25 protein-coding genes are annotated in these 26,104 nt (G+C 71.2%); 14 read left to right on the forward strand and 11 right to left on the reverse strand.

What is annotated here, in order from left to right; genetic code table 11:
• The first annotated feature begins 11 nt into the window (after positions 1-11).
• Positions 12-194: a hypothetical protein gene (locus tag ACJX2R_RS45420; protein WP_413104864.1), complete on the forward strand. Its 183-nt coding sequence runs from the start codon at positions 12-14 to the stop codon at positions 192-194.
• A gap of 290 nt (positions 195-484) precedes the next feature.
• Here the strand turns inward: ACJX2R_RS45420 and ACJX2R_RS45425 are convergent, their stop codons facing one another.
• The 3 genes from ACJX2R_RS45425 to ACJX2R_RS45435 form a co-directional block, all read right to left on the reverse strand.
• On the reverse strand, positions 485-1,282 hold the full coding sequence (locus ACJX2R_RS45425; RefSeq protein ID WP_262697579.1) for a hypothetical protein: 798 nt from the start codon (positions 1,280-1,282) through the stop codon (positions 485-487).
• 102 nt (positions 1,283-1,384) lie between these two features.
• A complete protein-coding gene (locus ACJX2R_RS45430; protein ID WP_413104865.1) occupies positions 1,385-1,921 on the reverse strand; it encodes a PadR family transcriptional regulator in 537 nt (178 codons plus the stop codon).
• A gap of 157 nt (positions 1,922-2,078) precedes the next feature.
• A complete protein-coding gene (locus ACJX2R_RS45435) occupies positions 2,079-2,699 on the reverse strand; it encodes a class I SAM-dependent methyltransferase (RefSeq protein ID WP_413104866.1) in 621 nt (206 codons plus the stop codon).
• A 260-nt stretch (positions 2,700-2,959) separates the two neighbouring features.
• Here ACJX2R_RS45435 and ACJX2R_RS45440 point away from each other — a divergent pair, with 260 nt between their 5' ends.
• The gene (locus tag ACJX2R_RS45440) at positions 2,960-3,478 is read left to right on the forward strand and encodes a roadblock/LC7 domain-containing protein (protein WP_413104867.1); all 519 of its coding nucleotides are present in this window, start codon (positions 2,960-2,962) and stop codon (positions 3,476-3,478) included.
• Positions 3,447-4,640, forward strand: a complete 1,194-nt coding sequence (locus tag ACJX2R_RS45445; protein WP_413104868.1) for a zinc-dependent alcohol dehydrogenase — start codon at positions 3,447-3,449, stop codon at positions 4,638-4,640. Before ACJX2R_RS45440 ends, ACJX2R_RS45445 begins: the two co-directional genes overlap by 32 nt.
• Before the next feature lie 53 nt (positions 4,641-4,693).
• Here the strand turns inward: ACJX2R_RS45445 and ACJX2R_RS45450 are convergent, their stop codons facing one another.
• Positions 4,694-5,122 carry a PPOX class F420-dependent oxidoreductase gene (locus ACJX2R_RS45450; protein WP_413104869.1) on the reverse strand — a complete coding sequence of 143 codons (429 nt, stop codon included), beginning with the start codon at positions 5,120-5,122 and terminating at the stop codon, positions 4,694-4,696.
• A gap of 119 nt (positions 5,123-5,241) precedes the next feature.
• On the opposite strand from ACJX2R_RS45450, the gene ACJX2R_RS45455 reads away from it, so the two are divergent.
• Positions 5,242-5,646, forward strand: coding sequence for a roadblock/LC7 domain-containing protein (locus tag ACJX2R_RS45455; RefSeq protein WP_020865999.1), 405 nt, complete (start codon positions 5,242-5,244; stop codon positions 5,644-5,646).
• A gap of 98 nt (positions 5,647-5,744) precedes the next feature.
• Positions 5,745-6,716: a DUF6397 family protein gene (locus ACJX2R_RS45460; protein ID WP_413104870.1), complete on the forward strand. Its 972-nt coding sequence runs from the start codon at positions 5,745-5,747 to the stop codon at positions 6,714-6,716.
• A gap of 58 nt (positions 6,717-6,774) precedes the next feature.
• On the opposite strand, the gene ACJX2R_RS45465 is transcribed toward ACJX2R_RS45460, so the two are convergent.
• Both ACJX2R_RS45465 and ACJX2R_RS45470 read right to left on the reverse strand, forming a co-directional pair.
• Positions 6,775-7,665, reverse strand: a complete 891-nt coding sequence (locus tag ACJX2R_RS45465) for an acyl-CoA thioesterase (RefSeq protein ID WP_413104871.1) — start codon at positions 7,663-7,665, stop codon at positions 6,775-6,777.
• Between the two features lie 61 nt (positions 7,666-7,726).
• Positions 7,727-10,255: a DEAD/DEAH box helicase gene (locus ACJX2R_RS45470; RefSeq protein WP_413104872.1), complete on the reverse strand. Its 2,529-nt coding sequence runs from the start codon at positions 10,253-10,255 to the stop codon at positions 7,727-7,729.
• A gap of 136 nt (positions 10,256-10,391) precedes the next feature.
• On the opposite strand from ACJX2R_RS45470, the gene ACJX2R_RS45475 reads away from it, so the two are divergent.
• Positions 10,392-11,183, forward strand: coding sequence for a metal-dependent hydrolase (locus tag ACJX2R_RS45475; RefSeq protein WP_262697570.1), 792 nt, complete (start codon positions 10,392-10,394; stop codon positions 11,181-11,183).
• A gap of 115 nt (positions 11,184-11,298) precedes the next feature.
• Here the strand turns inward: ACJX2R_RS45475 and ACJX2R_RS45480 are convergent, their stop codons facing one another.
• Together ACJX2R_RS45480 and ACJX2R_RS45485 are read right to left on the reverse strand one after the other, a co-directional pair.
• On the reverse strand, positions 11,299-13,080 hold the full coding sequence (locus ACJX2R_RS45480; RefSeq protein ID WP_262697569.1) for an ABC transporter ATP-binding protein: 1,782 nt from the start codon (positions 13,078-13,080) through the stop codon (positions 11,299-11,301).
• Positions 13,077-15,128: an ABC transporter transmembrane domain-containing protein gene (locus ACJX2R_RS45485; RefSeq protein WP_413104873.1), complete on the reverse strand. Its 2,052-nt coding sequence runs from the start codon at positions 15,126-15,128 to the stop codon at positions 13,077-13,079. Before ACJX2R_RS45485 ends, ACJX2R_RS45480 begins: the two co-directional genes overlap by 4 nt.
• 159 nt (positions 15,129-15,287) lie before the next feature.
• Between ACJX2R_RS45485 and ACJX2R_RS45490 the strand changes: the two genes are divergently transcribed.
• Complete coding sequence (locus ACJX2R_RS45490; RefSeq protein ID WP_413104874.1) at positions 15,288-16,028, forward strand: L,D-transpeptidase family protein; 741 nt, start codon at positions 15,288-15,290, stop codon at positions 16,026-16,028.
• Between the two features lie 60 nt (positions 16,029-16,088).
• Here ACJX2R_RS45490 and ACJX2R_RS45495 read toward each other — a convergent pair whose 3' ends face one another.
• On the reverse strand, positions 16,089-16,529 hold the full coding sequence (locus tag ACJX2R_RS45495; RefSeq protein WP_413104875.1) for a MarR family winged helix-turn-helix transcriptional regulator: 441 nt from the start codon (positions 16,527-16,529) through the stop codon (positions 16,089-16,091).
• 138 nt (positions 16,530-16,667) lie between these two features.
• On the opposite strand from ACJX2R_RS45495, the gene ACJX2R_RS45500 reads away from it, so the two are divergent.
• Complete coding sequence (locus ACJX2R_RS45500) at positions 16,668-18,548, forward strand: ABC transporter ATP-binding protein (protein ID WP_413104876.1); 1,881 nt, start codon at positions 16,668-16,670, stop codon at positions 18,546-18,548.
• A gap of 73 nt (positions 18,549-18,621) precedes the next feature.
• On the opposite strand, the gene ACJX2R_RS45505 is transcribed toward ACJX2R_RS45500, so the two are convergent.
• Positions 18,622-19,521, reverse strand: coding sequence for an AfsR/SARP family transcriptional regulator (locus ACJX2R_RS45505; protein WP_413104877.1), 900 nt, complete (start codon positions 19,519-19,521; stop codon positions 18,622-18,624).
• A gap of 142 nt (positions 19,522-19,663) precedes the next feature.
• The gene (locus ACJX2R_RS45510) at positions 19,664-19,861 is read right to left on the reverse strand and encodes a hypothetical protein (protein ID WP_413104878.1); all 198 of its coding nucleotides are present in this window, start codon (positions 19,859-19,861) and stop codon (positions 19,664-19,666) included.
• Positions 19,862-20,040: 179 nt separating this feature from the next.
• On the opposite strand from ACJX2R_RS45510, the gene ACJX2R_RS45515 reads away from it, so the two are divergent.
• Genes ACJX2R_RS45515 through ACJX2R_RS45540 form a run of 6 tightly spaced genes read left to right on the forward strand, consistent with a single transcriptional unit; the run spans position 20,041 to position 26,101 of the window.
• Positions 20,041-20,619, forward strand: coding sequence for a DUF4255 domain-containing protein (locus ACJX2R_RS45515; protein WP_413104879.1), 579 nt, complete (start codon positions 20,041-20,043; stop codon positions 20,617-20,619).
• Entirely contained in the window at positions 20,616-21,341 is a 726-nt protein-coding gene (locus ACJX2R_RS45520) for a carboxypeptidase-like regulatory domain-containing protein (RefSeq protein ID WP_413104880.1), read from the forward strand. The genes ACJX2R_RS45515 and ACJX2R_RS45520 overlap by 4 nt, the downstream gene beginning before the upstream one ends.
• A gap of 10 nt (positions 21,342-21,351) precedes the next feature.
• A complete protein-coding gene (locus ACJX2R_RS45525) occupies positions 21,352-23,616 on the forward strand; it encodes a phage tail sheath family protein (RefSeq protein WP_413104881.1) in 2,265 nt (754 codons plus the stop codon).
• Positions 23,617-23,635: 19 nt separating this feature from the next.
• Positions 23,636-24,091 (forward strand): phage tail protein, encoded by a 456-nt coding sequence (locus ACJX2R_RS45530; protein ID WP_201847538.1) that lies wholly within the window; start codon positions 23,636-23,638, stop codon positions 24,089-24,091.
• A gap of 1 nt (position 24,092) precedes the next feature.
• A complete protein-coding gene (locus tag ACJX2R_RS45535; protein ID WP_413104882.1) occupies positions 24,093-25,586 on the forward strand; it encodes a phage tail sheath family protein in 1,494 nt (497 codons plus the stop codon).
• Positions 25,583-26,101 (forward strand): phage tail protein, encoded by a 519-nt coding sequence (locus ACJX2R_RS45540; RefSeq protein WP_262697559.1) that lies wholly within the window; start codon positions 25,583-25,585, stop codon positions 26,099-26,101. Before ACJX2R_RS45535 ends, ACJX2R_RS45540 begins: the two co-directional genes overlap by 4 nt.
• Positions 26,102-26,104 lie beyond the last annotated feature (3 nt).

Consider the following 26,104-nt stretch of genomic DNA (forward strand, 5'->3'; position numbering starts at 1 on the left):
AGGCGGGTGAGATGTCCACACGCGCGAAGGTCGCCACCGGTGGTGTGGTGGCAGGTGTGATCCTGCTCTGGGTGTTGCCCTTCTGGGCTGCGCTGCTGGTGATCGTGGGAGTGCCGGCGGCAGCCTATCTGCTGCTGGATTCCTCCCAGCGCCGCAGGCTGAACAGGGTCACCCGTAAGCAGCTGGGACGCTGAAGCGGCCGGCCCGCCGAGCGCGGGGGCGTAAGGCGGCCGGCTGGGCCAGGGGCCACGGGCGGAGCGCACCCGGGAGTGACCGTGCAGTACCGATCGCGGACCGCCCGCGACCCTGCTCCGGGCCCGGCCGGGTGGGGGCGGTCATGCTCCGCCGAGGTCGGGGTGGCGTTCGGGGTCGCAGAGGGGACGCGGGCGGCCGTACGGGTGACGGGTCGCGTGCGTCGGCGTCGTGACCAGCCGGTCCGGCGTCCTTGGCCGGCCTCGTAGGGGACGGGGCAGGGCGTCAGGTCTCAGTGGGGCCGTACGGCGAGCTTGTCCAGAGCCGTCAGCAGCCCCGGCAGCTCGGGGCCGCGACCGACCGGCAGCACCTCGCCCGGTGCGTCGTCCAGCAGCACGAACGCGATGTCGTCGGTCCGGGCCACCATGCTCCAGCCCGGTCCGTCGGCCCGGAGCGTGCGCGCGTCACCGGAGGCGAACGCCGAGCGGATCCGCCCCAGCGGCGGGGGTGAGTCCAGATAGCCGCGCGCCTCTTCGAGCACCCGCCGCACGCCCCCGTGCGGCTTCTCGCCGGGGGACACGAACGTCACATCGCTGTCGACCTGCTCACGCCAGATCGCCCACTGGAGCGCGATCTCATCGGCGCCGAGCCGCCGCTGGGCCGGGCCCCACCGCTCGGAGTCCGGCGGCGACAGCGGCGCCCGGGAGGCGTCTCCCCCCAGCTCGGGGTCGGGCGCGGGATCATGGGGAGCCGGTACGCCCGGGGCGGCCACGGCCACCGCGAGCGGCCAGCCGGGAAGCGACGCGACCACCGTACGGTCCTCGATGGCCAGGGCGTACTCCATGCCGCAGTCCCAGGTCGCGATGGCGATGGCCACGAGCGATACATCGTCGGTGACCACCGTCCAGCGGGCGCCGCCGCCGTCCTGTCCCAGCACCAGTCCGTAGCCGGTGTCGTACGGCTCCAGCCCGAGCGCGGCACATGCCTCGGGATAGTCGTCGCCGAGCACGCTCGGGAATTGAGCGGGTGTCAGCAGCACCGCGGTCAGCACATACAGCGCCTCGTCGCGTGACTCCTCCGTGGCGGGCACGACATCCTCCTCTTGCGCATGCGGATCCGATGAGCGATCCGTCGTCGCGCACCTTAACCACCCAGTAGCCACGGAGTCGAGACATCGGGAGGCGGTCGGCCCTCAGTCGTCGGTCGCCGCCCGGAGCGTGTCCAGTGTGCGCCGCAGCCAGGAGAGTTCCGCCTGGCTGGTGGCCCGGGCGATGGTGAGGATGCCGCGCCGGAACGGATCCTCGACCTCTTCGGCCCGCAACGGGCGGTCGCCCTCGTAGAAGAAGCTCGACGGCTGCCGCAGAAAGGCCATCCGGCGCTCCAGCACCTCCGCCTGTGCCGACGGGTCGTCGAGGTGGCGAAGGAACGCCAGCACGGTGAACCAGCGGTTCTCGTCGGTGATGTCGACATCCGCCGGATGCGCGAGACGACGGCGCAGCTCCGCCTGCCCCTCGGCGGTCAGCGTGAGCACGTGCCGGGGCGCGGCCCCCGCGCCCGGCTGGGTCCGGCGGGCCAGCAGACCGGCCTTCTCCAGCCGCTTGATCGCCGGGTAGAGGGTGGACTCGGCCACGGGTTTCACATGTCCGGTCAGCGCGGCGATGCGCTTGCGCAACTCATAGCCGTGCAGTGGGACGTCGTGGAGGAAGCCCAGGATGGCGAGTTCGAGCATGACCGCATTGTGCCGCAACACCGCTGTACCTCGCGGATGCAGTACATCGGCAACGATGTACTGCATCCAGTCTACGGTCTGCTCGGGCCGGCAGGTCCGTTCCGGTCGGCCCTTCCGTTCCGGTCGGGCCTTCCCCTCCCGTTGGCCCTTCCGATCCTCAGCCGACTTCGCGGACGGCGAGCGCCAGAAAGCGTGTGTCCTCGTCGGTGTACGAGTCCAGGCGCCAGCCGGCGTCCGCCAGCAGCGGCCGCAGCTGGGGCTCCGCGCGCAGGTCGTCGGGGGTGAGGGTGCGGCCGTGGCGGGCGGCGAGAGCGGCCCGTCCCACCGGATGGAACAGCGCGAGCCGCCCGCCGGGGCGCACCACCCGGGCCAGTTCGCGCAGGTTCTCGCGGGGGTCGGAGAGATGGGAGACCAGCCCGGCGGCGAACACCGCGTCGAGGCAGCCGTCACGCAGCGGCAGCCGCGCCACATCGGCGAGGGCGAGGCCCGCGAAGCCGTCCCGGCCCTCGCGCAGGGCGGCGTCCAGCATGGCCGGGGTGAGGTCGACCCCGAGGACGGTCCCCTCGGGGCCGGCCGCAGCGCGCAGCGCGGGCAGCGCACGCCCTGTTCCGCACCCCGCGTCGAGCACCGCGTCCCCGGGGCGGAGCCCGAGGTCGGCGACGGCGGCGGCGTAGGCGGGACCGTCGTCCGGGAAGCGGCGGTCCCACTCGGCCGCCCTGGGGGTGAAGAAGTCCCGTACGGCGGCCGCACTGCTTCCACGGGAGGGCTCATGTGGCACGGAAACTCCTCGGGACACCTTGGACACTCGGGACACCTTGGATGCGACGGTGAAGCGCTGCGCTGAACAAGCAGCCTACGTCCGCTTTGAGTGCAGATTCGGACGCTCATCGATCGCTCTGGCATCTGACTCTGTCAATTTTCAACAGGTTCCGTAATGCGCCCTCAATGTGCGCCACTGCCGGGGCTAGCGTCCCTGGCCCAGGGGGGACACCTGGAGCGCCGCCCGGCGCGGCGCATCCCGACCGAGGGAGACCGCCCATGACCAAGCCGCGCAGCACCGCCGCACGCTCCATGGCCGATCTCGACCGGATCCTGGACGATCTGGTGGCCCGGGCCGCAGGCGTGCGCCATGCCGTGGTGCTCTCCCGGGACGGGGTCACCGTCAGCGCGTCCGGTGGGCTCTCCCGCCATGAGGCAGAGCACCTGGCCGCCGTCGCCTCCGGATTCCACGGCATCGCCGCGAGCGCCGGGCGCCGGGGCCGCGGCGGCCCGTCCCGGCGGACGATGATCGAGATGGCGGCGGGCACCCTCTTCGTCGCGGCGCTGGCCGACGGCGCGTGCCTGGCCGTGCTGGGCAGCGCGGGCGCCGAGCCGGCCGTGCTCGCCGAGGAGTCGGCCCGGCTCGTGGACCTGGTGGACCGGGGCCGCGGCTCATGGTCCCGCCGACGGTTCGGCCGGATGCGCCGGGGTACCCGAAGTGGCCCTCGGAAGATCGTTCCGACGACCACGGCGAAGGGATGCGGTGATGCGAGCGGTGACCTGGCAGGGCCGACATGATGTGCGGGTCGAGACGGTGCCTGATCCCATCATCAAGGAGCCGACGGACGCGATCGTCCGGATCACCACCACGGGGCTGTGCGGGTCCGATCTGCACCTGTACGAGGTGCTCACGCCCTTCATGACCCCCGGCGACATCCTCGGCCACGAACCGATGGGCATCGTGGAGGAGACCGGCCCGGAGGTGACGCACATCAAGCCCGGCGACCGTGTGGTGGTCCCGTTCCAGATCGCCTGTGGACACTGCTGGATGTGCCGCTCCGGTCTGCCGACGCAGTGCGAGACCACTCAGGTCACCGAGCACGGCATGGGGGCGGAGCTCTTCGGCTACACCAAGCTCTACGGCGCGGTGGCCGGCGGCCAGGCGGAATACCTGAGGGTGCCGCAGGCCCAGTACGGCCCGATCAAGGTGCCCGAAGGGGTCCACGACGACCGCTACGTCTATCTGTCCGACGTACTGCCCACGGCATGGCAGGCGGTCGAGTACGCGGAGGTGCCGCGCGGCGGCACGCTCGCGGTCCTGGGGCTTGGTCCCATCGGGAACATGGCCTGCCGGGTGGCGAGGGTCCAGGGCCTGGCCGACCGGGTCATCGGCGTGGACCTCGTCCCCGAGCGGCTGCGCCGGGCGCGCGCCGACGGCGTCGAGGTCCATGACCTCAATGACTTCTCCCGCCAGGAGGACCTGGTCGAGGCCGTCCTCTCGACTACCAGTGGCCGCGGACCGGACACGGTCATCGACGCGGTGGGGACGGAGGCCCACGGCAGCCCGCTGGGCCGGACCGCCCAGCGGGCCACGGGTCTCCTGCCGCGGGAATGGGCCGCCAAGCTCACGGAGAAGGCCGGGGTCGACCGGCTGGCGGCGCTGCGGCTGGCCATCGCGCTGGTGCGGCGCGGCGGAACGATCTCCCTCAGCGGGGTCTACGGCGGGATGGCCGATCCGCTGCCGCTGCTGACCATGTTCGACAAGCAGATCCAGCTGCGGATGGGACAGGCGAACGTGCGGCGCTGGGCCGACGACATCCTCCCGCTGCTGACGGACGACGACCCGCTGGGCGTGGACGGGTTCGCCACCCATCGCGTCCCGCTGGAGGAGGCACCCCGCGCCTATGAGATGTTCCAGCACAAGGAGGACGGTGCGATAAAGGTCCTCATGCGCCCGTAAACGTCGGATGGGCGGGGGTGCGTCATGAAGGGATGGATTTCGGTCGAATCTCGCTACTCGGCGACCCCGGAGAGCCCGAGCGCCTTGTCGATGCGCACCCTGACCAGCAGCTCACCCGGCACGCCGTTGCGGGCGCCGTACTCCTCCGCCCGGTCCTCTCCCATGTACCGGGCGGCGATCCGGGTGGCCCAGTCGCGGACCTGCCCCAGATCGTCGATCAGCTCGGCGCGCCCCCGCAGGGTGACGAAGGCGAACGGCGGCCTGTCGTCGTCCACGCAGATGGTGAGCCGGTCGTCCCGGGCCAGGTTGCGTCCCTTGACCGTCTCCTGACCTGTGTTGAAGACGAGGTCGTCACCGTCGAGCAGGAACCACACGGGGGCGAGGTGTGGACTTCCGTCGGCCCGCACGGTCGCCAGCTTCGCGGTGCGGGTGCCCTCCGTGACGAACTTCTGCCACTGATCCTTGGTCATGTTCTGTGCCATGTACCCATCCTGCGTCAATCAGCGCACAAGCGTGGGGTGCCGGGCGGGGCGGGTTGCCCAGACGGCGGCAGTGAGAAAGGCTGGCACGCAGCTGAAGGGGAATCGGGGAGGAATCGGATATGGCAGTGAACAAGGGGCTCGACTGGTTACTGGACGACCTGACCGAGCGGATCGCGGAGATACGGCATGCGCTGGTGCTGTCCAACGACGGCCTGGTGACGGGGGCGAGTTCCACGCTGGTGCGGCAGGACGCCGAGCACCTGGCCGCGGTGGCCTCCGGGCTGCACAGCCTCGCCAAGGGGTCCGGGCACCACTTCCGGACGGGCCGGGTGCGGCAGACGATGGTCGAATTCGACGAGGGCGTCCTCTTCGTCACGGCGGCGGGGGACGGCAGCTGTCTGTGCGTGCTCACCGGGCCCGACGCGGATGTGGGGCAGGTCGCCTACGAGATGGCGCTGCTGGTCAACCGGGTGGGGGAGCACCTGGGAGTCGAGGCCAGGCAGGAGAGCGGCGCACCCAGCTGATGCCGCGCGGAAGTTATCCACAGGCCTGACCGAGTGGCTTGCTTCGCGGCTATCGTCGTCACTGTCAGTGATTGAGGCAGTGCGGGGGAGGACGTCGCATGGCAGTGCGGGTGGATCAGGAGCTGAGGGAGAGCCAGGGGCCGTGGAGCCCGGAGTGGCTCGGCGAGCCGAGCGTACCGGGACGGGCGAGCGGGCCGGGAGACCCTGGCGGGCCGGCGGGGCCAGCGGGGCCGGGCGGATCGGGCGAGAGCGTCGCGTTCGGCGCGGCGGCCCGGGCGCTGGGGCTCAACACGCGGGAGTTCGAGCTGGCCGTTCAGCTGGGGAAAGTGCGCACCGTCAGCACCGGCCTGGGCCGTCGGGTGGCGTGCGGGGAGTTGCGGCGGCTGACCACCGCCGAGGGCTTCCCGGAGGCGCTCATCGCCCGTCTCCGCGTGGTCGGCACGGCAGAGGGCGCGGAGCTGCTCGGCATCACCCAGGGGCGGCTGACCCGCCTCGCGCGCGGGGGCTTCTTCGCTCCCGTCCGGTTCTATGTCAATCGCTATCGGGCCGTCGTATGGCTCTATCTGGCCTTGGACCTGACCGAGTTCGCCGTCAGGCAGCCGGAGTTGCTGAGCGGCCGCACCCCGCCGGGGCTGAGCGCCGCGTTGGCCGCCGGGGAGGACTGGCGGGCCGCCAAATGGCGCAGCCGAAGGATCGGCCAGCTGCTCGCCCAGACCGAGGATCCCTGGGAGCGTGCCTCGGTGCTGGCCTCGGTGCTGGGCTCCGTCGAGCTGGCCTCGGCCGTGTCCGATCCTTATGAGCGGGCCCATCTGCGGGAGCTCCGCCCCGCGCTGGTGCGGATGCGTCCCGAGGCGGGCGCGATCCGGGATGTCATCGACACGGTGGTCATGGCGGATGACCCACGGGAGATCCGGCGCTATCGGGCCGCCCTCGCCTCGTCGTTGGACGACGCCCGCCGGGCCCGGTCCGCTCCGCGCCCGGACGCCGGTCCGCCGCCGGTGCCCGATGACCGCGCCCCGGTTCCCGGGCGCCCGCGGAGTCTGTGGCAGAAGCTGATCGGCAGGCGATGAGTCACGGTGCGGCACGTCCCCGCGCGGCACACCACGGCGCGGCACACCACGGGAGGGCTCAGCCGCCGTCCGCGGCACCTTCGGCGGGCGGTAGCGGGCGGAACAACCCCTCTTGCACCACGGATACAAGGAGCCGCCCCGCCCGGTCGTAGATCCGGCCGCGCGCCAGTCCCCGGCCGCCCGTGGCCACGGGGGACTCCTGCTCGTAGAGAAACCACTCATCGGTGCGGAACGGCCGGTGGAACCACATGGCGTGATCCAGCGAGGCCATGTCGAAGCCCCGCGGGCCCCACAGCGGTTCGACTGGCACCCGCACCGCGTCCAGCAGCATCATGTCGCTCGCATAGGTGAGCGCACAGGTGTGCACCAGCGGGTCGTCCCCGAGCGGCCCCACCGCGCGCATCCATACGGCGCTGCGCGGTTCCGCGCCCTTGAGCTCCTCCTCCGTCCAGCGCAGCCGCTCCACATAGCGGATGTCGAAGGGCTGTCGGCGCTCCATCCGGGCGAACGCCTCGGGGAGCGTGCCCAGATGGGCGCGGACCTCGTCGGCGAGGGTCGGCAGGCCCTCCGGCCCGGGCACATCCGGCATCGGCAGCTGCTGCTCGATACCCGACTCAGGAGAATGAAAGGAGGCCGTCAGATTGAAGATCGTGCGACCCTGCTGGATGGCGACGACCCGGCGGGTGGTGAAGGAGCGCCCGTCCCGGACCCGCTCCACCTGGTACACGATGGGCACGCCCGGCCGACCCGGCCGCAGGAAGTACGCGTGCAGCGAGTGCACCGGGCGCTGCCCGTCGGTGGTCCGCCCGGCGGCCACCAGCGCCTGGCCCGCCACCTGCCCGCCGAACACCCGTTGCAGCGATTCCTCGGGGCTGCGGCCGCGGAAGATGTCCAGCTCGATCCGTTCCAGGTCGAGCAGATCGACCAGGCGCTCGGCGGGGTTGGTCATCGGTGGTGCTCCTTCACTGAGGGGGCCGGTCCGGTCCCCGGTGTGGACCGCGTCCAGGAGGCTACAGTTGGCCCACGTCGGTGACCCGGACCACCGCCCGGCCCTCCTCGTCGGAGGCGGCGAGATCGACCTCCGCCGAGATGCCCCAGTCGTGGTCGCCGTTCGGGTCGTCGAAGGTCTGCCGCACCCGCCACAGACCGTGCTCGGGGTCCTCCTCGATCCGCAGCAGCTTCGGCCCGCGGGCCTGCGCCCCGGTGCCGAGCTCCTCGTACTCCTCCCAGTACCCGTCCAGCGCCTCGGCCCAGGCGTCCTCGTCCCAGCCGGAGTCGGCGTCCATCTCCCCGAGCTCGGCGACCTTGTCCAGCGCGGCCAGCTCCACCCGGCGGAACAAGGCATTGCGCACCAGTACGCGGAAGGCGCGGGCGTTGGCGGTGACCGGCCGGACCTGGTCGGCGCGCTCCTGCGCCTCCTCCGCCGACTCCTCCTCCGGGTTGGCCAGCTGCTCCCACTCGTCGAGGAGGCTGGAGTCGACCTGCCGCACCATCTCGCCGAGCCAGGCGATGATGTCCTGGAAGTCATCGGACTTCAGATCGTCCGGCACGGTGTGGTCCAGCGCCTTGAAGGCGCTGGCCAGGTACCGCAGCACAATGCCCTCGGTCCGCGCCAGGTCGTAGAACGAGGTGAACTCGGTGAAGGTCATCGCCCGCTCGTACATGTCGCGGATCACCGACTTGGGCGAGAGCGGATGGTCGCCGACCCATGGATGGCTCTTGCGGTAGAGCCCGTACGCGTGGAAGAGCAGTTCCTCCAGCGGCTTGGGGTAGGAGATGTCCTGGAGCCGCTCCATGCGCTCCTCGTACTCGACGCCGTCCGCCTTCATCGCGGCCACCGCCTCACCGCGCGCCTTGTTCTGTTGCGCCGCCAGGATCTGCCGGGGGTCGTCCAGCGTCGACTCCACGACCGAGACCATGTCCAGGGCGTAGGAGGGCGATTCGGGGTCCAGCAGCTCGAAGGCGGCCAGCGCGAAGGTGGACAGCGGCTGGTTGAGCGCGAAGTCCTGCTGGAGATCCACCGTCAGCCGGACGATCGGGGTGCCCCCGTCCTCGCCGTCGACGCCCTGCGGTTTCACCTGCTCGACCACCCCGCCGTCCAGCAGCGAGCGGTAGATCGCGATCGCCCGGCGGATGTGCCGCAGCTGGTTCTTGCGCGGCTCGTGGTTGTCCTCCAGCAGTCGGCGCATCCCCTGGAAGGCGTTCCCGGGACGGGCGATCACCGACAGCAGCATCGCGTGGGTCACCCGGAACCGGGAGGTGAGCGGCTCGGGTTCGGAGGCGATGAGCTTCTCGAAGGTGTTCTGGCCCCAGTTGACGAAGCCCTCCGGAGCCTTCTTGCGGACCACTTTGCGGCGCTTCTTCGGATCGTCACCGGCCTTCGCGAGCGCCTTCTCGTTCTCGATGACGTGCTCGGGTGCCTGGGCCACCACAAAGCCCGCGGTGTCGAAGCCGGCCCGTCCGGCCCGGCCCGCGATCTGATGGAACTCCCGGGCCCGCAGCGTCCGCACCCGCTGACCGTCGTACTTGGTCAGCGCGGTGAACAGGACGGTACGGATGGGCACATTGACGCCCACACCCAGGGTGTCCGTACCGCAGATGACCTTGAGCAGCCCGGCCTGCGCCAGCTTCTCCACCAGGCGCCGGTACTTGGGCAGCATGCCCGCATGGTGCACCCCGATCCCGTGCCGGACGTAACGGGAGAGATTGCGGCCGAACTTGGTGGTGAACCGGAAATTGCCGATCAGCGACGCGATCTCGTCCTTCTCGGCGCGCGAGCACATATTGATGCTCATCAGCGCCTGGGCCCGCTCGACCGCCGCCGCCTGGGTGAAGTGCACGATGTAGACGGGTGCCTGCTGGGTCTCCAGCAGCTCGGTCAGCGTCTCGGTCAGCGGAGTCGTCCGGTACTCGTAGCTCAGCGGCACCGGCCGGGTCGCCGACCGCACGACGGCGGTGGGCCGACCGGTGCGCCGGGTCAGATCCTCCTCGAACCGGCTCACATCACCGAGCGTCGCCGACATCAGGATGAACTGCGCCCTCGGCAGTTCCAGCAGCGGGATCTGCCATGCCCAGCCCCGGTCCGGCTCCGCATAGAAGTGGAACTCGTCCATCACCACCTGGCCGATATCGGCGTCCTTGCCGTCCCGCAGGGCGATGGACGCCAGCACCTCGGCCGTACAGCAGATGACCGGCGCGTCCGCGTTGACCGACGCGTCGCCGGTGAGCATCCCGACGTTCTCGGTGCCGAAGAGCTTGCACAGCTCGAAGAACTTCTCCGAGACCAGGGCCTTGATCGGCGCGGTGTAGAAGGTGACCTCGTCGCGGGCGAGCGCGGCGAAGTGGGCACCCGCCGCCACCAGGCTCTTGCCCGAGCCGGTGGGGGTCGAGAGGATCACATTCGCCCCGGACACCACCTCGATCAGCGCTTCCTCCTGGGCGGGGTACAGCGAGATGCCCCGCTCCTCGACCCAGGTGGAGAACGCCTCGAAAAGCGCGTCGGGGTCGGCGTCGCTCGGCAGCTGATCGATAAGAGTCACGCACCTATACTGCCTGGTTTCCCCGCCGGGACGGGAACCGGCTGTAGGTGCGAAGATCGTCCGCCGCTAGGCTGTGCCGGGCCGAAGCAGTCAACTCCCGCTCGGAAGCGGGAAAGAACAGGGGCGGGGTACGACCATGATGGGACCGGCGCATTCGCTGTCCGGGGCGGCGGCCTGGCTGGGGGTGGGAGCGGCGGCCGCGGCGGCCGACCACGCGATGCCCTGGCCGGTGCTCGTCGCCGGCGCGCTGATCTGCGCGGGAGCGGCGCTCGCCCCCGACCTCGACCACAAGGCGGCGACTATATCGCGCGCCTTCGGGCCCGTATCACGGGCACTGTGCGAGGTGATCGACAAGATATCGTACTCGGTCTACAAGTCGACCAGGAAGGCGGGCGACCCGCGCCGCTCCGGCGGCCACCGGACCCTGACCCACACCTGGGTATGGGCGGTGCTGATCGGCGCCGGAGCCTCGGCGCTCGCGATGATCGGCGGGCGCTGGGCGGTGCTTGGCATCCTCTTCGTGCATATGGTGCTGGCCGTCGAGGGCCTGCTGTGGCGGGCGGCGCGGGTCTCCAGCGATGTCCTGGTCTGGCTGCTCGGGGCGGCCAGTGCCTGGATCCTCGCCGATGTGCTGCACAAGCCCGGCAATGGCTCGGACTGGCTGTTCAGCGCACCGGGCCAGGAGTACCTCTGGCTCGGGCTGCCGATCGTGCTCGGCGCCCTGGTCCACGACATCGGGGACGCGCTCACCGTCTCCGGCTGCCCGATCCTGTGGCCCATCCCGATCGGCCGCAAGCGCTGGTACCCGATCGGTCCGCCGAAGGGGATGCGGTTCCGGGCCGGCAGCTGGGTCGAGCTGAAGGTGCTGATGCCGGTCTTCATGCTGCTCGGTGGCATGGGCGGACTCGCCGCCCTCGGCGTGATCTGAGCCCCGGACGGGGCCGGGGCGGCCCAGGACCGGCCCCGGGTGGCCCAGCGCCGGCCCCCGGGGTGGTCCCGGAGCGCAGCGGGGTGGCCACGCCGGAGCGCGGCCACACCTCCCGCTACTGGTGCCAGGAGCGCCACAGCGCTGCGTACGCCCCCTCCGCCGCGACGAGTTCGTCATGGCTGCCCAGTTCGGTGATCCGGCCGCTCTCCACCACCGCGATCACATCCGCGTCATGCGCCGTGTGCAGCCGGTGGGCGATCGCGACCACGGTCCTGCCCTCCAGCACCCGGCCAAGCGACCGCTCCAGATGGCGCGCCGCCCGTGGGTCCAGCAGCGAGGTGGCCTCGTCCAGCACCAGCGTATGCGGATCGGCCAGCACCAGCCGGGCCAGCGCGATCTGCTGCGCCTGTGCGGGGGTGAGCGCGAGACCGCCCGAGCCGACCTCGGTGTCCAGGCCCTCGTCCAGCGCGCGGGCCCAGCCATCGGCGTCGACGGCGCCCAGCGCCGCCCACAGCTCGGCGTCCTCGGCGAAGGCGCGGGCCAGCAGCAGATTGTCCCGCAGCGAGCCCACGAAGACATGGTGCTCCTGGTTGACCAGGGCCACATGCTCCCGGACCCGCTCGGCCGGCATCCGCGACAGCTCAGCACCGCCCAGGGTCACCCGGCCGGTGCGCGGGGAGTAGATCCCGGCCAGCAGCCGCCCCAGGGTGGACTTCCCCGCCCCGGACGGGCCCACCAGCGCCAGCCGCGTCCCCGGGGCCACCTTCATGGACACCTCGTGCAGCACATCGCTGCCCTCGTGGTAGCCGAACCGCACCTCGTCCGCCCGCACCTCGCGGCCACCTGGGACCACGCCCTCGTCGGCCGGGCCCTCCTCGATCTCCCGTACCCCCACCAGCCGGGCCAGCGACACCTGCGCGACCTGAAGCTCGTCGTACCAGCGCAGGATCAGCCCGATCGGCTCGACCAGCATCTGCGACAGCAGCGCCCCGGTGGTCAGCTCGCCGATCGACATCCAGCCCCGCATCACACACAGGCCGCCGATCATCAACACCGAACCGGTGATCAGCGTGTAGCTCACATTGATCACCGGAAAGAGCACCGAGCGCAGCCAGAGCGTATAGCGCTCCCACGCCGTCCACTGCCGGATGCGCAGCTCGGACTGGGCGATCCGCCGGTCGCCCAGCCGGTGGGCCTCGATGGTCCGCCCGGCGTCCACGCTCTCGGTGAGGGACGCGGACACCGCCGCGTATCCCGCCGCCTCCGAGCGGTAGGCACTCGGCGCGCGGCGGAAGTACCACCGACAGCCGATCACCAGCACCGGGAGCGCCACCAGCACCGCGAGGCCCAGTGGGGGAGCGGTCAGGGTCAGCGCGCCCAGCAGCAGTCCGGTCCACAGCACGCCGATGGCGAGCTGGGGCACGGCCTCGCGCATCGCGTTCGCCAGCCGGTCGATATCGGTGGTGATCCGGGACAGCAGATCGCCGGTCCCGGCCCGCTCCAGCACCCCCGGGGGCAGACCCACCGACCGTACGAGAAAGTCCTCCCGCAGATCCGCCAGCATCTGTTCGCCCAGCACCGCCCCGCGCAGCCGCACCAGCCGGACGAACACGGTCTGTACCACCAGCGCCACCGCGAACAGCGCCACGGTGCGCCCGATATGAAGGTCCTTCTCGCCCTGGGAGAGATCCTCGACCACGCCGCCCAGCAGCTGCGGGCCGACCATGGAGGCGAGCACCGCGGTCGCGTTCACGACCATCAGCACGGTGAAGGCGACTCGGTGCCGCCGCAGCAGCTCCCGCACATAGGCCCGTACGGTGGTGGGTGTGCCGACCGGCAGCGTCGTCGCCGACTCCGGTGCGGCCGGGTCATAGGCGGGCGGTGCCACGCCGATCATGCCGACTCCTCGATCTGTTCCTCGATCCGCCCGATGTCTTCCCGTGCGGTGTCCTTCCGCGCGATGCCCTCTCGCGCGGTGTCCTTCCGGGCGATGCCCTCTCGCGCGACGTCCTCCAGACCGTGGCCGGTCGGCCCGGTGGACCGACCGGTCCCCCGCACGGCGGCCTCGCCGTCCGTCTCACGGGTCACGACCGCGCGGTACGCGGGATCCGTGCCCAGCAGTTCGCGGTGGGTGCCCACTCCCGCCGCCTCGCCGTCGGCCACGAACACCACCCGGTCGGCCCGGTCCAGCACCAGCGGGCTGGAGGTGAACACGATGGTGGTCCGGCCCGTCCGCAGCCGCCGCACCCCGTCGGCGATCCGCGCCTCGGTGTGCGAGTCCACCGCGGAGGTCGGCTCGTCCAGGACCAGCACCTCCGGATCGGTGACCAGCGAGCGGGCCAGGGCCAGCCGCTGCCGCTGGCCACCCGACAGAGAGCGGCCGCGCTCGGTGATCCGGGTGCGCATGGGGTCGGCGTCACCCCCATCGGCCGCCGACGCCTGCGCCAACGCCTCCAGCACATCGCCGCACTGGGCCGCCTCGAGTGCCTTCTCCGCCGAGACCTCCCCGGACCTCGGCACATCCAGCAGCTCGGCGAGCGTCCCCGACAGCAGCACCGGGTCCTTGTCCTGGACCAGCACCGCCGTGCGCGCCGAGGCCAGCGCCACCTCGTCCAGGGCGACTCCGCCGAGCAGCGCCGATGGCGCCCCGCCGGGTCCCCCGTCGTCCGGGCCGCCGTGCAGGGAATGCCCGCCGAGCCGGTCCGCCATCCGCCCGGCCGCGTCCGGGTCACCGCAGACCACCGCGGTCAGCACCCCGCTCGGCGCCAGCATCCCGCTCACCGGGTCGTACAGATCCCCGCCGAGCGGTCCGGTGGCCTCCTGCGCTTCCGCGCGCTCGCCCCCGTCCCCGGACGCCGTGGTGGCCGCGGTGGCCGTGGGGGGCGGGGTGTCCCCGGTGGCCGCGGTGTCCCTGGTGTCCGCGGCGGTCGCCCCCTCGCCGTCCACGGAGGAGCGCCCCAGCGCCAGCACCCGGGCCGCGCGCCGCGCGGAGGGCCGGGAGAAGGAGTACGCCATGGCGATCTCCTCGAAGTGCCGCAGCGGAAAGAGCAGAAAGGTGACCGCGCTGTAGACGGTGACCAGCTCGCCCACCTCGATCCGCCCCTCGCGGGCCAGCGACGCCCCGTACCAGACCACACCGATCAGCAGCAGCCCCGGCAGCGCCACCTGTACGGCCGCGATCAGTGCCCACATCCGCGCGCTGCGTACCGCCGCCACCCGCACCTCCTGAGAGGCGTTCCGGTAGCGGCCCAGGAACAGCTCCTCGCCGCCGATGCCCCGCAGCACCCGCAGCCCGGCCACGGTGTCCGAGGCCAGCTCGGTGGCCCGGCCCGCCTTCTCCCGCTGGTCGTCGGCCCGGCGCGCCGCGCGCGGCAGCAGCGGCAGCACGGCCAGCGCCAGCGCGGGCACACCGATCGCCACCACCACTCCCAGCGCCGGTTGGTAGAGCACCAGCGCCACGCAGAGGGCGACGGTGGTGATCGCGGCCGCGGTGAAGCGGGACAGCGCCTCCACAAACCAGCCGATCTTCTCGACATCGCCCGTGGAGACGGCGACGACCTCACCGGCCGCCACCTTCCGGGTGAGCGCGGACCCCAGCTCAACCGCCTTGCGGGACAGCAACTGCTGCACCCGTGCCGCCGCCGTGATCCAGTTGGTGACCGCCGCGCGGTGCAGCATGGCGTCCCCCAGCGCGGTGAGCGCGGTGAGTCCCACCATCAGCGCCCCGGCCATCGCCAGCCGGGAGCCGGAGCGGTCCACCACCGCCTGCACACCAAAGCCGATGGCGAGCGGGAAGGAGACCAGCGCGGCCATGTGCACCAGACCCCAGAGGGCCGCCTTGACCTGCCCGCCCAGCTGATTCCTGCCCAGCCAGTAGAGGAACCTCGGACCTGACCGCACGTCGGGTCGGCCGGGATCGGGGTACGGAAGATCGCGAATGTGCATGACGTCCCAAGGTCGGGCGGGCGGCGGAGGGAGGGGAGGGCAGGAGACGTGCAAGGCTGACGTTCCCACGGTGCGGAATTCAACTGGTTTTCCCGGGACCGGCCGGAACACGCCAATCCCGCATGCCGCACTGTCCTATGGGGGTGGGACGATGGAGACATGCGAATTTCCGGCACGATGTCCATCCGTGCGGCGGCCGCGGCCGCAGCGGCCCTCGTCCTTCTCACGGCCTGCGGCGACGGCGGCGGTGACGGCGGTGGTGACAAGGGCGCGGACCAGGGCAAACAAGCGCTGCGCAGCGGGGCGCCCACGCCGGATCCCACGCGTATCCCGGATGTGGGGGACAAGCTCCAGTCCCAGATCCCGGACCAGTCCCGTCAGGTCGTGGCGGTCTACGGCAAAGGGGTGAACTCCGGAGACGCGACCGTGGTCCTCTACACCAAGCAGGGCAAGGCATGGGAGCGGACGCGCAGTTGGACCGCGCACAACGGCAAGCGCGGCTGGACGACGAGCCATCATGAGGGCGACAAGCGCAGCCCGGTCGGGGTCTACACGCTCAGCGACGCGGGCGGTGTGCTGCCCGACCCCGGCGCCCGGCTGCCCTACACGTCGTCCGGCTCCTTCGCGGCCCCCCACTACTGGCCCAAGTCCCACTGGACGGACTTCAACTACGTCATCGCCATTGACTACAACCGCGTCAAGGGCACCTCGCCGCTGGACCAGACCCGGCCCGAAGGGCAGAGCAAGGGCGGCAGCATCTGGCTGCACATGGACCATGGCAGCGGCACCTCGGCCTGTGTCAGCCTCTCCAAGTCCGGTATGGAGTATCTGCTGAAGAACCTCGACCCCAAGCTGCACCCGGTGGTGGTCATGGGGGACAAGGCGCATCTGGCCGCCTGAGCGCGCCGCCAGGGATTTCCCGGCGGTCGCACGGATCCCGGCGGCGCGGTCGCACGGATCTCAGCAGCGGTGGTCCGGGGCGCCGGACAAGGTGTCCAGCAGCTCGCCCAGCGTCTCGCGCTGCCGATCGCTGAGCGGCGCCAGGATGTCCTCCGCGGCGGCCCGGCGCGCCCCGCGCAGCGCGCGCAGCGTCGAGCGCCCGGTGTCGGTGAGCTCGACGCGCACCACCCGGCGGTTGGTCGGATCCGGTACGCGGCGCACCGAGCCATGCGCCTCCAGGGCGTCCACCAGCGTCGTCACGGCGCGCGGGACCACCTCCAGGCGCTGGGCCAGGTCCGCCATCCGTGGCGGCTGGTCGTCATGGGCGACGGTGCGCAGCAGGCGGGACTGGGCGGGGGTGATGCCCAGCGGCTCCATATAGCGCTTCTGGGCGCGGTGCAGTCTGCGGGTCAGGCGCAGCAGCTGCTCCGCGAGGAGGCCGGATGTCTCGGGGGTGGGCATGATCGCAGTTTATCAGGACCGGGTTCATTGTGAGTATAGGTAACAATGAGCTATGCTCTCAAAATCCGCGCCGACGCGGCCACGGCTCGACCATGCCGTCATCATCCGCGTCGGCTTCCCTGACTCCAGAAGGAGCCCATGCGTCCCGACACACCTCCGTCATGGACACCGTCCACCCAGGAGCCCGAGCAGCCCGCCCAGGTGCGCCGCATCCTCCGGCTCTTCCGTCCCTACCGAGGCCGCCTCGCCGTGGTCGGCCTGCTGGTCGCCGCCTCCGCGCTGGTCTCGGTCGCCTCGCCGTTCCTCCTCCGCGAGATCCTCGACACCGCCATCCCCGACCGCCGCACCGGACTGCTCACCCTGCTCGCCCTCGGCATGATCGCCGCGGCCGTCGTCAACAGCGTGTTCGGCGTTCTACAGACCCTGATCTCCACCACCGTGGGCCAGCGCGTCATGCACGATCTGCGCACCGCGGTCTACGACCGGCTTCAGCGCATGCCGCTCGCCTTCTTCACCCGCACCCGCACCGGCGAGGTGCAGTCCCGTATCGCCAATGACATCGGCGGTATGCAGGCCACCGTCACCTCGACCGCGACCTCCCTGGTCTCCAACCTCACCAGCGTCGTCGCCACCGTCGTCGCGATGCTCGCGCTCGACTGGCGGCTGACCGTCGTCTCCCTGCTCCTGCTGCCGGTCTTCGTCTGGATCAGCCGTCGCGTCGGTGCCGAGCGCAAGAAGATCACCTCACAGCGCCAGAAGCAGATGGCGGCCATGTCCGCGATGGTCACCGAGTCCCTCTCGGTGAGCGGCATCCTGCTCGGCCGCAGCATGGGCCGGTCCGAGTCGCTCACCCAGCAGTTCGCCCAGGAATCCGAGCTCCTCGTGGGCCTGGAAATCCGCTCCAACATGGCCGGCCGCTGGCGGATGTCCACCATCGGCATCGTCATGGCCGCCATGCCCGCGCTGATCTACTGGGCCGCGGGCATCGCCCTCCAGGCCGGTGGTCCCGCCGTCTCCATCGGCACGCTCGTCGCCTTCGTCTCGCTCCAGCAGGGGCTGCTCCGGCCCACGGTGAGCCTGCTGTCCACCGGTGTGCAGGTGCAGACCTCCCTCGCCCTCTTCGCCCGCATCTTCGAATACCTCGACCTGCCGATCGACATCACCGAGCCCGCCGACCCGGTGCGCCTGGACAAGGTGCGCGGTGAAGTCCGCTTCGACGGCGTCGACTTCGACTACGACAGCGCGGCTCCCGGCCCCTCGGGCACATCGAAGGACGCCTCAAAGGGCGCATTGAAGGGCGCCTCAATGAGCGCGCCGAAGGGCACCCTGCGCGGCATCGATCTGACCGTCCCCGCGGGCGGCAGCCTGGCGGTCGTCGGACCGACCGGTTCCGGCAAGACGACCCTCAGCTATCTGGTGCCCCGGCTCTACGACGTGACCGGCGGCCGGGTGCTGATCGATGGCGTGGACGTGCGCGACCTCGACTTCGACTCCCTCGCCCGGGCCGTCGGCGTCGTCTCCCAGGAGACCTACCTCTTCCACGCCTCCGTCGCCGAGAATCTGCGCTTCGCCAAGCCCGACGCGACCGATGAGGAGATCGTGGCCGCGGCCGAGGCCGCCCAGATCCACGACCACATCGCCTCTCTCCCGGACGGCTATGACACCCTCGTGGGGGAGCGCGGCTACCGCTTCTCCGGTGGGGAGAAGCAGCGTCTGGCCATAGCCCGCACGATTCTGCGCGACCCGCCCGTCCTCATCCTCGATGAGGCCACCAGCGCCCTGGACACCCGCACCGAGCAGGCCGTTCAGGAGGCCATCGACTCCCTCTCGGCCGGCCGCACCACGATCACCATCGCCCACCGGCTCTCCACGGTGCGCGACGCCGACCAGATCGTCGTCCTCGACGGCGGCCGGATCGCCGAGCGGGGCACCCATGAGGAACTGCTGGCCAAGGACGGGCGCTACGCCGCACTGGTGCGGCGCGACGCCCATCTGTCGCCGGTGGTCCCCGCCGTCTAGTACCCGAAGCCCTATGCGGAACCTCCGGAAAGACGGCGGCAGCCTGAAAGACGCGGCACCGCGAGGCCAACGGTCACGCGGGCACGGTGCCGGCCGGGGCCGAGGTGTCCGTACCCTGCGCAGGGACCTCGCTCGCCGGATGGCAGACGATCCGACGTGTCGGGAGCTGCGGAGCGGCGCTCCCACCCCCGGAGTGCGCCGGTGCGCCGGCGTCCCCACCCCCGGAGTGCGCCGGCACCAGGTCCCTCAGCGTCTGGGAGGGCTCCAGGCCCAGCTCCTCGAGCAGCACCCGGCGGCATTGCTCGTACTGCCGCAGCGCCGCGCCCCTGTTGCCGGCGGCGAGATGCGCGTTCATGAGCACGCGATGAGCGCTCTCCCGCAGGGGTTCCGCGCGTACAGCGGCGAGTCCGGCGGCGACGGCCTCGCCATGGCGGCCCGCCGCCGTCAGCCGTTCGGTCATCGCCTCCAGGGCGTACAGCCGGAGTTCATGGTATTGCTCCTGCTCGACCAGCACCCACTCGTTCTCCGACCACTCCGGTAAGAGATCGGCCGAGAGATCCTCCCGCGTCTGCGCGGTGAGGATGTCATCGCACGGGTGCGACATATCGAGCAGCCGGTGCGCACGCGTCGCCGCCACATGGATATCCACGTCGATGTGTTTGCAGATCGCCAGTTCCTGGGTGGACGCGTCGATGACCTGATGCCCCGTGCGCGTGGCGCGCCATAACGACGACCGGAGATTGGCGTTGGCGCGGGAGGCCGTGACGTCCGGCCACAGCATTCCGGCCACATAGGTACGGCTGCGTGGCATGTTTTGCAGGGCGAGGAACGCGAGGAGGCGCTGGGCGCTGGAGGATATGGGAACGCGATTCTGATCGACCGACAACGCGAAACTCTTGAGCAGTCTCAACGTCATGACGTGGCCTTCTGCGCTCATCGGCCCCCCGGGGCGATATTGGCTCCAGTGACCCATCCCGTGCGTCCCGTCGGGATGCCCTAAAGCCATGTTACGAGCAGATCATGATCGTGTGTCCGGCCTTCCCGCCAAAGGAGGCTATATGGCCGGCCATCACCGGAACGTCGCGGCGACGTCACCCTTCCGGCTCGAGTGGACGTCACCCTTCCGGTTCGAGTAACTGGTCGAGCCAGGCGCGCACGGCGGTGAGTACGTCGTCGACCGCGCTCGCCGCGCTGGGGGCCGTCTGAGGCCCGCCCCCGATCGGCACGATGCGCGCACGGAACCCATCCGGCCTGCCGCCTTCCACCCAGACCCGGAGGATCAGGACACCGGTCCGTTCTGAGGGGATTTCCATGAAGGGACAATATGCTCGCCCGTGTCACCTCGGCGTTGTCGATGTGTGTCCGGGTTCGTCATCGTCGGCAGCGAAACGGACCGGTGACGTTCGTGTGATGTGCGTATCGCGGTCCGGCCACGCCGGTCCCGGCATCCTCTCGGAGCACGCTTTCGAGCGCGGAGAGGGGGAGCATTCGCATGGGCGACTTCGGCGTCATAGCCGACGTCTCCACGGTCATCGTGGACAGCCTGACCCAGGCCCTGCGCGGGCTCAGCCAGGTGGAACCGCCGATCGCGGAACTCAACGACCTCTCCGAGACGGTCCAGACACCACCGCCCAAACTCACGGTGTTCCTCTACGAGATCGCCGAGGACCCCACCTCGCGCAACCGGCCGCCGGTGCGCTCCCAGCCACCCGACCCACCGACCACCCGCAAGCCGCCGATGGCCCTGTTGCTGCGCTACCTGGTCACACCGTGGGGCGGTGACCAGGCCACCCAGCACCGGATGCTCGGACGGGCCCTCCAGACGTTCTACGACGACGCGATCCTGGACGGCGCACAGTTGTCCGGCAGCCTGGCGGCGAGCACCGACGCGCTCCACCTCAGCCTGACCCCGCTCACCTTGGACCAGAAGTCCTGGGTCTGGTACGCGATTCAGAAGCCGTACCGGCTGTCGCTCAACTACGAGGTCCGCGTGGTCAACCTGGACTCCGCCGTCGAGACGCCGGTCCACCCGGTGCAGAGCCGGGTCATCAGCGGGGCGGGGCTGCCATGAGCCGCTTCCTGCCGCTGGAGCGGTCGACGCTCCACAGCCCGGCCTGGTTCATACCCTTCGACGACTACGCCCGGCGGGTGCGCGCCGCCGGGGTCACCGTCCAGCTGGACCGCTACGAGGACGGCGACTGGCTGCCGCTGGACGACCCGGCGGTGCGCACCCCCAGTGCCGCCTTCGTCTATCCGGGTCTCGGCCGGTGCGCCGAGCCGTGGGCGGCCCGGCCGCGGCGCCACCGGGCCCGCTTCACGGCCCCCGGCTACCAGCCGCTGTACCCGGCCGACGGCCAGCCGTTCTCGGCCGCCCTGGTGGGCGTCGAGTTCCTGGTGCACCCGCATGACGACGGTCACCCGCCGCCGGTGGTGACCGAGCCCCGGCTGGTGCGGCTGCTGCCGAGCGCCTCCTTCCCGTATCCGCCGGGGCTGCGCACGGTGCACGGCGTCGTGGTCGACGCGCCCACGAGGGCGCCGATCGCCAATGCGCTGGTCGAGGCCGCGGGGCAGACCAGCCGGGACCTGACGCCATGGCATGAGCGCACCCTGTCCGACGCCGCGGGCGCCTTCCGGCTGGCCCTGCGGTGGGAGGGCGAGAAGGCCGGCGAGCACGCCGTCGAGGAGACCTTCCGCGTGCAGGCCACCGAGCGGCCGGGCCGGTCCGGATCGCTGGTCGTGCGGCTGCCCCAGGACACCGAGCGCCGGCACGTCATAGAGATCCGCGAGAGTTAAGGAGCCGTCCATGGCGGAGTATCTGAGCCCCGGGGTCTACATCGAGGAGATCGATGCGGGCCCACGGCCGATCGCGGGGGTGAGCACCAGTACGGCCGGAATGGCCGGGGTCACCGTGCGCGGTCCGTACACCGGCAAGCCCAAACTGGTCACCAACTTCCTGGAGTTCCAGAACACCTTCGGCGGATTCCTCCGCGAGCCGGACCCGCTGATGCGGGACACCTGGGCGAACGACCCGGCGGAAGGCGGCCGTTGGTGGCTGTTCCCGCTGGCCGTCAAGGGGTTCTTCGACAACGGCGGCCAGCGGCTGTACGTCAAGCGGGTCGCCAGCAAGCAGGCCAGCCCCTCCTCGGGGGTGCTGGGCCACGGCCTGGTGAGCCCGGTCACCGGCGACGCCGCCAAGGGCGCCACCCGTCTCGAACTCGGCCATCTGATCGGCTTCTCCGGCGTCGGGCAGCAGGTCCAGATCTTCCGCGGCGACGATCAGCAGTCGATCCACACCGCCGGGGTCGCCGCCTATGACGCCACCAGCCACCGGATCGAGCTGGACGCCCAGCTGCCCGCGGAGGTCAGGGCGGGACGCGGCGACTACGTCCAGATCGGGACGCGCAGCGCGGAGCAGACACTGGAGTTCGCCGCCGTCAGCCCCGGGTCGTGGGGCGACGCGGTGCAGGTGCGCATCCAGCCGATGGCCTCGGCCGCGCTCCCGGTGCTGCCGGATCCGCAGGAGGGCGGGCTGTTCGTCACCCGGCTGACCGCGGACGCCGCCGCCGACAGCGAGACCGTCGAGGTCGCCGCGGTGACCGGACTCGACCCCGATGAACTGCCGTCCGACGTGTGGGTGCAGATCGGCTCCGGCCGCTTCAAGGTCCAGGTGAGCCAGCCGGCGGACGGGAAGGTCACCCTGACCCTGCCCTCCGGCGCGACCCATGAGGCATGGCGCGGCGGACTCCTGGTGCGCCGGGTGCGTCGCGGCAACACCTCGGCGGGGACGACGCTGCGGGTCGGCGGGGCGAGCCGGCTCTACGAAGGCGCCGTGGTGCAGCTCGACGACGGCACCCATCTGACCGTCCGCACCGTCGAATCGATCGCGGCGGATGTCGTCACCCTCGATGGAAACGTGCCCGGGACGCTGTTCGAGACCGATCGGGTGCAGCTGATCGAGGCGCAGGTCGACGCCCGGTTCACCGACCCGTCCGGGGCCGTGGAGACCGAGACCCACCGCAACCTCCGGCTCACCGGCGACACACCGACCAGCTTGGTGACCACCCTGGCCGGCCGCTCGCGGCTGGTGCGGGCGACGGCGCTGGGCGCCCTGTCCACCGATCCGGCGAAGTTCCCCCTGCCCGCCGTCGGATCGTGGCTGAAGCTGGGATACGGGGACGACGCCTACGGGAGCCTGAGCGTGGCCGACTTCGTCGGCGAGGACGGCGGCAGCGGCAAGCGCACCGGGATCGCCGCTCTGGAGGACATCGACGAGGTGGCCGTGTGCGCCGTGCCGGGCATGTGGTCGGGAACGGTTGAATCGGCCCTGGTCACCCACTGCGAGCTGCTCAAGGACCGGTTCGCGATCCTCGATCCGCAGGACGGCCTGGACATCGAGGACGTCCAGGCGTTCCGCGAGCGGTTCGACACCAAGTACGCCGCGCTCTACCACCCATGGCTGGTCACCCGCGACCTGTCGGCGGGCCGCGATGTCGAGGTGCCGCCATCGGGCCACATGGCCGGGATCTACGCGCGCGTGGATGTGGAGCGGGGGGTGCACAAGGCACCGGCCAACGCGGTCATCCGGGGCATCCGGCTGACCGACGGCATCGCCCAGGACATCACCAAGCGCCATCAGGACGTGCTCAATCCCAAGGGCGTCAACGCGCTGCGGTTCTTCCCCGGGCTCGGCCACCGGGTCTGGGGCGCGCGCACCCTCTCCTCGGACAGCTCGTGGAAGTACGTCAACGTCCGGCGGCTGTTCCTCTATCTGGAGGAGTCGATCGAGGAGGGCACCCAGTGGGTGGTGTTCGAGCCGAACGACGAGGCGCTGTGGTCCCTGGTCCGCCAGACGGTTACCAACTTCCTCACCACCGTGTGGCGCACCGGCGCGCTCGCCGGAACCACCGCCGACGAGGCGTTCTTCGTCGCCTGTGACCGCACCACGATGACCGAGGACGACCTCGCCAATGGCCGGCTCATCTGTGTCATCGGCGTCGCGCCGGTCTTCCCGGCGGAGTTCGTGATCTTCCGGATCCAGCAGAAGACCCGCGAGACCCAACTCGCCTGAGAGCCCGAGGGAGTCCACCATGCCGCCCGTGACCAGAGACGATCCATACGCGTCCTATAACTTCAAGATCTTCGTGTTCAACGTAAGCGACGACGGGCTCGCGGTGAGCGGGTCCTTCACCGAGGCGAGCGGGCTGGAGCTGGAGATCCCGCCGATCGAGTACCGCAACGGGAGCGAGGACATCACCGTCCGCAAGATCCCGGGGCTGAAGAAGTTCACCAACCTCACCTTCAAGCGCGGCATCACCGGCCACGCCGCCTTCTGGAAGTGGGTGGCCGACGCGCTCAACGGCACGGTGAAGCGCACCCACGGCTCGATCGTGCTGTGCGACGAGAACCGCAACGACGTGGTGCGCTGGAACTTCGACCGCGGCTGGCCCACCAAGTACACCGGCCCGACGCTGAGCGCCACCAAGAACGAGATCGCCATGGAGACGCTCGTCCTGGCGGTCGAGAAGCTGGAGATCGAAACCTGATATGGCAGGCGAAGCGCTCCCCGGGGTATCCCTCGCGTTCGCGCCGCGCGGCCCCGACACCGAGCCGCTGCGCACCGACGTGGCGGCGTTCCTGGGCCGGCTCCGCCGCGGCCCGGTCGGCACTCCCGTGCGCGTGGAGAGCTGGAACGACGTCGTGGGCACCTTCGGGCCGCCGGAGGGCGCCTTCGCCACCCCGTACGCACTGCGCGGCTTCTTCGAGAACGGCGGCCGCACCGCCTGGGTGCTCCGCGTGTCCGGGCCGGCCACCACGGCCCGGACGGCGTGGACGGTCGGGCCGCTGAGCGGCTGGGACACCATGAGCTACCAGGTGGTGGCCACCAGCCCCGGCACCTGGGCCAACGGCGGGCGCGTCGCCATCCGTTACCAGGCCAGCACCGTCGCCGGACCGCCCACCGTGGGCGTCCGGGTGATGATGCCCGGCGAGCCGCCCGAGACCTTTCCCGGGCTGCCGCTCACCGGCCTGGCCGACCGGCTCACCGGATCCCGCTACCTCCGGCTGGTCCCGGACGGGCCGCCACCGCCACCGGGGCGGCCCGGCCCGATCTCGACGTCCTGGGACCTGACGCTCGCGGGCGGCGCCGACGCCGCGCCCACCCGCGGGGCGTACTCGGACGCCGTGACCGTACAGGCCGAACTGCCCGAACCGGCGCTGGTGGCGCTGCCGGACCTGGGCACGGACCTGTCCGGCGCCGCGCACACCGACTTGGTGCTCGAACTGCTGCGGAGCGTGGAGCCTTCGCACGACCGCCTCGCCGTTCTGGACGTGCCGCCCGCGCTGTCCTCCGTGGACGAGGTGGTGGACTGGGCCGGTTCCCTGGAGGCCACCGGCGACAGCGGGCTGCTCGGCTGTGCCGCCGTCTACCATCCGCCGCTGCGCACCCCCGACGGGCAGGATCTGCGCACCGTCCCGGCGTCCGGGCACGTCCTGGGCGTCATCGCCCGCCTCGACGGCGAGCGCGGGGCACACCACACGCCCGCGAACGCGGTGATCCTGGAGGCGGTCGACCTCGCCACCGAATACCCCGAGCCGCAGCAGGTCCGGCTGTTCGACGCGGGGATCGACCTGATCCGGTGCACCCGGGGGCGGGGGCTGATGGTGTGGGGCGGGCGCACCCTGTCCGCCGATCCGGGCACCCGCTACATCGCGCATCGACGGCTGGTGCACCTGCTGGTGCGCGCGATCCGGCGCGCGGCGAGCCCGCTGGTGTTCGACGTCAACTCGGCGGAGCTGAGGCTGACGTTGGTACGGGCGCTGACCTCCGTACTCCTGTCGGCCTTCCGGGCCGGGGCGCTCGCCGGGGCCCGGCCCGAGCAGGCGTTCCGGGTGGTGTGCGACGACACCAACAACCCGCCCGAGCAGGACCCGGGGCAACTGGTCTGCGAGATCGAGGTGGCCCCGGCCGTCCCCATGGAGTTCATCCGGCTGCGTCTCGTACTCGGCCAGGACCGAGGTCTGGAGGTGATCGAGGCGTGAGCCTGGATCCGCTGCCCAAATACCGCTTCCTGGTCACCCTCGACCCCGGCGACGCGTATCTGCCCGCCGCGCAGGCACTGCTGCTGCCGCTGGCCGCCTCCGGCGCGTTCCAGGAGGTCACCGGGCTCGGCGCGCAGTTGGAAGTGACGAGCTACCCGGAGGGCGGGCGCAACGACTCGGTCCACCAGCTGCCGCTGCGCCACTCCTGGAACCGGATCACGCTCAAGCGTGGCGTGGTGCGCGATCCGGGGCTGTGGTCCTGGTATCAGGCCGGGCTCGCCGACTCGCTGGGCGCCCGCCGCGACGGCGCGGTGATCGTGCTCGGCCCGGACGGTGCGCCCGGTGCGGCCTGGGCCTTCCATGGCGGGCTCGCCGCCAAGTGGACCGGCCCGGACCTGCACGGGGAGCAGAACGCGATCGCCATCGAGTCGCTGGAGATCGCCCACGAGGGGTTGACGAAGGTCTTGCAGGACGCCGCGGCGAGCGCCTTGCCGCGCCAGATCCAAGGGAGGTGACCG

Source organism: Streptomyces sp. Inha503 (assembly GCF_047215865.1).
GTDB classification, from domain to species: domain Bacteria; phylum Actinomycetota; class Actinomycetes; order Streptomycetales; family Streptomycetaceae; genus Streptomyces; species Streptomyces lycopersici.

Bases quoted from the DNA above. Each gene is read 5' to 3' on its own strand.
- ACJX2R_RS45535 (WP_413104882.1), top strand. From the start codon at position 24,093: ATGGCAGGCGAAGCGCTCCCCGGGGTATCCCTCGCGTTCGCGCCGCGC.
- ACJX2R_RS45420 (WP_413104864.1), top strand. From the start codon at position 12: ATGTCCACACGCGCGAAGGTCGCCACCGGTGGTGTGGTGGCAGGTGTG.
- ACJX2R_RS45445 (WP_413104868.1), top strand. From the start codon at position 3,447: ATGCGAGCGGTGACCTGGCAGGGCCGACATGATGTGCGGGTCGAGACG.
- ACJX2R_RS45495 (WP_413104875.1), bottom strand. From the start codon at position 16,529: ATGCCCACCCCCGAGACATCCGGCCTCCTCGCGGAGCAGCTGCTGCGC.
- ACJX2R_RS45485 (WP_413104873.1), bottom strand. From the start codon at position 15,128: ATGCACATTCGCGATCTTCCGTACCCCGATCCCGGCCGACCCGACGTG.
- ACJX2R_RS45455 (WP_020865999.1), top strand. From the start codon at position 5,242: ATGGCAGTGAACAAGGGGCTCGACTGGTTACTGGACGACCTGACCGAG.
- ACJX2R_RS45525 (WP_413104881.1), top strand. From the start codon at position 21,352: ATGGCGGAGTATCTGAGCCCCGGGGTCTACATCGAGGAGATCGATGCG.
- ACJX2R_RS45500 (WP_413104876.1), top strand. From the start codon at position 16,668: ATGCGTCCCGACACACCTCCGTCATGGACACCGTCCACCCAGGAGCCC.
- ACJX2R_RS45465 (WP_413104871.1), bottom strand. From the start codon at position 7,665: ATGACCAACCCCGCCGAGCGCCTGGTCGATCTGCTCGACCTGGAACGG.
- ACJX2R_RS45480 (WP_262697569.1), bottom strand. From the start codon at position 13,080: ATGATCGGCGTGGCACCGCCCGCCTATGACCCGGCCGCACCGGAGTCG.
- ACJX2R_RS45530 (WP_201847538.1), top strand. From the start codon at position 23,636: ATGCCGCCCGTGACCAGAGACGATCCATACGCGTCCTATAACTTCAAG.
- ACJX2R_RS45505 (WP_413104877.1), bottom strand. From the start codon at position 19,521: ATGGGTCACTGGAGCCAATATCGCCCCGGGGGGCCGATGAGCGCAGAA.
- ACJX2R_RS45450 (WP_413104869.1), bottom strand. From the start codon at position 5,122: ATGGCACAGAACATGACCAAGGATCAGTGGCAGAAGTTCGTCACGGAG.
- ACJX2R_RS45510 (WP_413104878.1), bottom strand. From the start codon at position 19,861: ATGGAAATCCCCTCAGAACGGACCGGTGTCCTGATCCTCCGGGTCTGG.
- ACJX2R_RS45520 (WP_413104880.1), top strand. From the start codon at position 20,616: ATGAGCCGCTTCCTGCCGCTGGAGCGGTCGACGCTCCACAGCCCGGCC.
- ACJX2R_RS45460 (WP_413104870.1), top strand. From the start codon at position 5,745: ATGGCAGTGCGGGTGGATCAGGAGCTGAGGGAGAGCCAGGGGCCGTGG.
- ACJX2R_RS45515 (WP_413104879.1), top strand. From the start codon at position 20,041: ATGGGCGACTTCGGCGTCATAGCCGACGTCTCCACGGTCATCGTGGAC.
- ACJX2R_RS45440 (WP_413104867.1), top strand. From the start codon at position 2,960: ATGACCAAGCCGCGCAGCACCGCCGCACGCTCCATGGCCGATCTCGAC.
- ACJX2R_RS45430 (WP_413104865.1), bottom strand. From the start codon at position 1,921: ATGCTCGAACTCGCCATCCTGGGCTTCCTCCACGACGTCCCACTGCAC.
- ACJX2R_RS45475 (WP_262697570.1), top strand. From the start codon at position 10,392: ATGATGGGACCGGCGCATTCGCTGTCCGGGGCGGCGGCCTGGCTGGGG.
- ACJX2R_RS45490 (WP_413104874.1), top strand. From the start codon at position 15,288: ATGCGAATTTCCGGCACGATGTCCATCCGTGCGGCGGCCGCGGCCGCA.